5 protein-coding genes and 1 riboswitch are annotated in these 5855 nt (G+C 69.3%); of the genes, 3 read left to right on the top strand and 2 right to left on the bottom strand.

The annotated features are described in order from the left end of the window. The first annotated feature begins 319 nt into the window (after positions 1–319). Positions 320–447: riboswitch (cobalamin riboswitch) on the top strand. 184 nt (positions 448–631) lie between these two features. Further along, on the top strand, positions 632–3037 hold the full coding sequence (locus ABD308_RS08765) for a ribonucleoside-diphosphate reductase subunit alpha (protein ID WP_344330333.1): 2406 nt from the start codon (positions 632–634) through the stop codon (positions 3035–3037). Continuing rightward, on the top strand, positions 3037–4053 hold the full coding sequence (locus ABD308_RS08760; protein WP_344330319.1) for a ribonucleotide-diphosphate reductase subunit beta: 1017 nt from the start codon (positions 3037–3039) through the stop codon (positions 4051–4053). Before ABD308_RS08765 ends, ABD308_RS08760 begins: the two co-directional genes overlap by 1 nt. A gap of 65 nt (positions 4054–4118) precedes the next feature. On the opposite strand, the gene ABD308_RS08755 is transcribed toward ABD308_RS08760, so the two are convergent. Together ABD308_RS08755 and ABD308_RS08750 are read right to left on the bottom strand one after the other, a co-directional pair. Continuing rightward, a complete protein-coding gene (locus ABD308_RS08755) occupies positions 4119–4340 on the bottom strand; it encodes a DUF397 domain-containing protein (RefSeq protein WP_344330295.1) in 222 nt (73 codons plus the stop codon). Beyond that, complete coding sequence (locus tag ABD308_RS08750; protein WP_344330331.1) at positions 4333–5196, bottom strand: helix-turn-helix domain-containing protein; 864 nt, start codon at positions 5194–5196, stop codon at positions 4333–4335. Before ABD308_RS08750 ends, ABD308_RS08755 begins: the two co-directional genes overlap by 8 nt. A gap of 231 nt (positions 5197–5427) precedes the next feature. On the opposite strand from ABD308_RS08750, the gene ABD308_RS08745 reads away from it, so the two are divergent. Continuing rightward, on the top strand, positions 5428–5855 hold a 428-nt coding region (locus tag ABD308_RS08745), incomplete at its 3' end, for an ATP-binding protein (protein ID WP_344330285.1).

Genomic DNA, 5855 nt, shown 5'->3' with positions numbered 1-5855 from the left:
ACCTCGCCACCCAGCTGCGGCAGGTCCGTCCGGACGACGAGCACCTGCCCCGGCTGCGGCACCTGACCCGGCGCGCCAGGCTGCTGACCCTGCTCCGGCGGCACGGCCCTACCGGCCCAGTCCCCCGGAGCGCCCGTTCCCTCGCTCATGTGCCGAGATCGTAGGGCATGCACCCGACGAGGGACCGTCCCGGTGACCAATCCGTTTCAGAACGGACCCCGCCACGGCCCCTCGCGGCCCCCGCCCCCGTACCACTGGCCATCGAAGCAACACGCCACGCTGCACAACATGTGGTGTCGCATCGAGCGAGCACCACTAGATGTATGCTCACTCCTGCTGTCGACGCAGGGGAACCCGGTGCGAGTCCGGGACTGCCCCGCAGCGGTGTGCGGCCGCCTCCCCGGGGGCTCCGCGAGTCCGAGTACCTGCCGACGGCGTGCCGACGCCTCCCCGCAGGGGCCATGGCACCAGCACCACCTTCCGGGCCTCGCGGGCGGGCCGGGGACGACACGCGCACGACGCCTCCGGGCCCGTGCGGCGAGCTCCCCTGCCCCGAACGGCCCGGTCGCCAGAGCCACGCCGCCGACCGCCGCCAGGAGAGAGCGCCTTGACCACCGCCGCCTCAGCCGCCCTGCCCGCCCAGGGTTCCAGCTCCGCCCCCGCCGACCCGACGGTCTCCGACCCCGGCGGTGCGCTCCTGCGCCTCCTGACCGACCGCAGCGCCGACCTCCCCCAGGTCGACCCCGGCCATGTCGCCGCCGCCGCGCTCCGCGGCCGCCACGCCGGCTCGGACTTCGCCGAGCTGCGCGGACTGGCCGTCGACGCCGCCGCGTCGATGATCGCCGAGGACCCGCAGTACTCCAAGCTCGCGGCCCGGCTGCTCGCGCTGGAGATCGTGGACGAGGCGGCGAGCCAGGGCGTGGTCTCGTTCTCCACCTCGATCGCGGTCGGCCACGCCGAGGGCCTGATCGGCGACACCACCGCCGCCTTCGTCGCCAAGCACACCGCCGCCCTGGACGCCCTGGTCGACCCGGCCGGCGACGACCGCTTCGAGTACTTCGGCCTGCGCACCGTGCAGTCCCGGTACCTGCTGCGCCACCCGATCACCCGCAAGGTCGTCGAGACCCCGCAGTACTTCCTGCTCCGCGTCGCCTGTGGCCTGGCGGTCGGCGACACCGAGCAGTCGGTCGCCGAGGTCGCCGAGCTGTACCGCCTGATGAGCCGGCTGGAGTACCTGACCTCCTCGCCGACCCTCTTCAACTCCGGCACCCGGCACCCCCAGATGTCCAGCTGCTACCTGCTGGACTCCCCGCTGGACAACCTGGACTCGATCTACTCCCGCTACGCGCAGATCGCCCGCCTGTCCAAGCACGCCGGCGGCATCGGCCTGTCCTACTCCCGGATCCGCTCGCGCGGCTCGCTGATCCGCGGCACCAACGGCAAGTCCAACGGCATCGTGCCGTTCCTGCGCACCCTCGACTCCTCGGTCGCCGCCGTCAACCAGGGCGGCCGCCGCAAGGGCGCGGCCTGCGTCTACCTGGAGACCTGGCACGCGGACATCGAGGAGTTCCTCGAACTGCGCGACAACACCGGCGAAGAGGCCCGCCGCACCCACAACCTCAACCTGGCGCACTGGATCCCGGACGAGTTCATGCGCCGGGTCAACGCCAACGCGGACTGGTCGCTGTTCTCCCCCGCCGACGTGCCCGAGCTGGTCGACCTGTGGGGCGAGGAGTTCGACGAGGCCTACCTCAAGGCCGAGCTGGCCGGCAAGGCCGTGCGCACCATCCCCGCGCAGACCCTCTACGCCCGGATGATGCGCACCCTGGCGCAGACCGGCAACGGCTGGATGACCTTCAAGGACGCCTCCAACCGCGCCGCCAACCAGACCGCGCTGCCCGGCCGCACGGTCCACTCCTCCAACCTCTGCACGGAGATCCTGGAGGTCACCGACGACTCCGAGACCGCCGTCTGCAACCTCGGCTCGGTCAACCTCGGCGCCCACGTCGCCCCCGGCGCGTCGGCCGGCGACCTGCTGAAGGCGATGGACTGGGAGCGCCTGGACGCCACCGTGCGCACCGCCGTCACCTTCCTCGACCGCGTGGTGGACATCAACTTCTACCCGACCCCCGAGGCCGGCGCCTCCAACTCCCGCTGGCGGCCGGTCGGCCTCGGCGTGATGGGCCTGCAGGACGTCTTCTTCCAGCTGCGGATCGACTTCGACTCCGCCGAGGCCAAGACGCTCTCCACGCTCATCGCCGAGCGCATCATGCTCACCGCCTACGAGCGCTCCGCCGACCTGGCCGAGGAGCTGGGCCGCCACGAGGCGTACGGCGAGACCCGCGCCGCCCGGGGCGAGCTGCACATCGACCACTTCGGTTCCGCCGCCCCCGAGTGGGCCGACCGCTGGGCCGCGCTGCGTTCCCGGATCGCCGGGACCGGCCTGCGCAACTCGCTGCTGCTCGCGATCGCGCCGACCGCGACCATCGCGTCCATCGCCGGCGTGTACGAGTGCATCGAGCCGCAGGTGTCCAACCTGTTCAAGCGCGAGACGCTCTCCGGCGAGTTCCTCCAGGTCAACCCGTACCTGGTGCGCGACCTCAAGGAGATCGGCGTCTGGGACCAGCAGACCCGCGACGCGCTGCGCGACGCCAACGGCTCGGTGCAGGAGCTCGGCTGGCTGCCCGCCGAGATCCGCTCGCTGTACCGCACGGCGTGGGAGCTGCCGCAGCGCGCGCTGATCGACCTGGCCGCGGCCCGCATGCCGTACATCGACCAGAGCCAGTCGCTGAACCTGTTCATGGCCGCGCCGACCATCGGCAAGCTCAGCTCGATGTACGCGTACGCGTGGAAGGTCGGCCTGAAGACGACCTACTACCTGCGCTCGCGCCCGGCCACCCGGATCGCCCAGGCCGCCTCGGGCACCGCCCGCGCCGCCGCGCCGGTGCCGGTGAACGCCCCGACCCTCACCCCCGAGGAAGAGGCCGCGCTGGCCTGCTCCCTGGAGAACCCCGAGTCCTGCGAGGCCTGCCAGTAATGTCCGACGACGACCGCAAGATGCTGCTCGACCCCGGCTTCGAGCTGACCCTGCGCCCGATGCGCTACCCGTCGTTCTACGACCGGTACCGCGACGCGATCAAGAACACCTGGACCGTCGAGGAGGTGGACCTGCACTCCGACGTCGCCGACCTGGCGAAGCTCAGCGAGGGCGAGCGCCACCTCATCGGCCGGCTGGTCGCCTTCTTCGCCACCGGGGACTCGATCGTCTCCAACAACGTGGTGCTGAGCCTGTACAAGCACATCAACTCCCCGGAGGCCCGGCTCTACCTGAGCCGCCAGCTGTTCGAGGAGGCCGTGCACGTCCAGTTCTACCTGACGCTGCTGGACACCTACCTGCCCGACCCGGAGGACCGCAACGCGGCCTTCGCCGCGGTGGAGAACATCCCCTCCATCCGTCAGAAGGCCCAGTTCTGCTTCAAGTACATGAACGCGGTCGACCACATCGACTCGCTGCAGACCAAGGAGGACCGGCGGGCCTTCCTGCTGAACCTGATCTGCTTCGCGGCGTGCGTCGAGGGCCTGTTCTTCTACGGCGCGTTCGCGTACGTGTACTGGTTCCGCAGCCGCGGTCTGCTGCACGGCCTGGCGACCGGCACCAACTGGGTGTTCCGCGACGAGTCCATGCACATGGACTTCGCGATGTCGGTGGTCGACACCGTCCGCGAGGAGGAGCCCGACCTCTTCGACGAGGAGATGGCGAAGCAGGTCACGGAGATGCTGGAGGAGGCCGTCGAGGCCGAGCTCCAGTTCGCCCAGGACCTGTGCGGCGACGGCCTGCCCGGCATGAACACCGAGTCGATGCGCGAGTACCTCCAGGCCGTCGCCGACCAGCGCCTCGCCCGCCTCGGCCTCCCGGTCCGCTACGGCTCGACGAACCCGTTCGGCTTCATGGAACTGCAGAACGTCCAGGAGCTGACCAACTTCTTCGAGCGCCGCGTGTCGGCCTACCAGGTCGCCGTCGAGGGCTCGGTCTCCTTCGACGACGACTTCTAGAGACAGAAGAAGATCAAGGAGGTGCCCCGCCCGGCGTTCGCGCCGGGCGGGGCACCTCTGTCATGTCAGCCGGTAGGAAACTCCCCGTCCTTGACGCCGGCCACGAACGAAGCCCAAGCATCAGCACCGAACATCAACGCCGGCCCGCCCGGATCCTTGGAGTCGCGCACCGGCACAACACCGGTCGCTCCACCAGCCACCTCGACACAGTTGCTCTGCGCGCCGGAGTATGAGGACTTCCGCCAGATCAGGTCAGCAGTGGCCGAACCCCGGAGGATGCTACTCATCGCTGTGATTTCCCTTCGCGATGCGCTTAATGAGCGCGATTGATTCCTTGCGCGGCAGGGCTTCGGCCAGCGCCCGCCGGAACAGGTTGGAGTAGTTGAAGACCTCTCCCGGCTCTTCGATGTAGAGCGTGCTGAGGAGGCTGTCCACATAGACGACGTCCGTCTCGGTGCTCTCGGGGAAGCTGAGGATCACCAACGGGCCGAACAGCGCGGCATGGACGTCCGATTCCTCCGGCAGCACCTGGATGTTGATATTCGGCTGATCCGCCATGGCGACCAGGTAGTCGAGCTGCTCCCGCATCACCGCCCGCCCACCGATCTGGTGCTTCAGCGCAGACTCCGACAGCACAACCCACAGCCGGAGCGGAGACTCTCGCGTCAGTACCGAGCGCCTCTCCAGCCGGACCTTCGTCAGCCGTTCCACCTGCTCAACGTCAGCGTCCTCTATCTGCGCCCGGACTACGGCCCGGGTGTAGTCCTCCGTCTGCAGGAGGCCCGGGATCAGGAAGGTCTCCACGCTGTAGGCGTCGGAGGCATCGGCCTCCAGCGAGATGTAGTCGGCATACAGCGGTGACAGGGTGTCGGAATACCTGTCCCACCAGCCACGCAGCCGCCCGTCCCGGGACAAGTCCTCCAGCTGGCCGCGCTTCGCCTGCTCCACGACCCCGTAGAGGTCCAGCAAGAGCCTGAGGTCCACCAGTCTGATTCCGGACTGCGCGGCCTCGATCCGGCTGATCTTGCTCTCGGCGCAGGCCAGCTGCCTGGCCGATTGAGCGATCGTCATATCCGCAGCAAGCCGCATCTCCTTGAGAGTTCGAGCAAGCCTCCGCTGTCGGACCGTCGGATTCCTGTTCACCGGCACGCGAAACCTCCCAGCGTCTGTGCGCTGCCAGTCTGCCGCTCCTCGGCCTGGGACAACAATCTTTGATCACTTCCAAAGTAGGGACTTGCACTTTAGAAGCCCCCAGGAGCATGCTACTCAACGTAGTCCGCCAGTCGACACGTTGTGATGATGCGGGCCGTTCACCGGGCATCCCCATGCCTGCTTCAGCTGCCGTCACCCAGACCGACCCGAGGTGGCTCCGCCATGCCTGAAACCGTCTCCCCCACCCCCGCCGAGCGGACCTGCTGGCTGCCCCGGCACCGCAAGTCGCCCCGCATCGCCCGCCAGGAGCTCCGCTCCTTCCTCCACCCCCACCCCTCCGGCGAACTCCTCCTGCCCTCCGGCGAGCTGCTGGTCAGCGAGCTCGTCACCAACGCCGTCCAGCACGCCGGCACCCCGCGCGACCGGCTGATCTTCGTTCGCTTCCACCTCGCCCCCGACCTCACCCTCCGAATCGAGGTCCACGACGCGGACAGCGAGAAGCCCACCCTCCGCACCGCCTCCGACTCCGACGAGGCCGGCCGAGGCCTGCTCCTCGTCCACGAGTTGGCCACCCAGTGGGGCTGCTGCCCCCGCGTCGGCGGCGTCGGCAAGTTCGTCTGGTGCCACATCGCCCCCGACCCGGCCGCCGC

Origin of the sequence: Kitasatospora putterlickiae (assembly GCF_039527695.1) — a bacterium.
Classification (GTDB): Bacteria; Actinomycetota; Actinomycetes; order Streptomycetales; family Streptomycetaceae; genus Kitasatospora; species Kitasatospora putterlickiae.
This window is presented reverse-complemented; position numbering and strand designations above follow the sequence as displayed.

What these genes read in the sequence shown, in the direction of transcription:
- ABD308_RS08760 (WP_344330319.1), top strand. Translation starts at nt 3,037, where the DNA reads ATGTCCGACGACGACCGCAAGATGCTGCTCGACCCCGGCTTCGAGCTG.
- ABD308_RS08755 (WP_344330295.1), bottom strand. Translation starts at nt 4,340, where the DNA reads ATGAGTAGCATCCTCCGGGGTTCGGCCACTGCTGACCTGATCTGGCGG.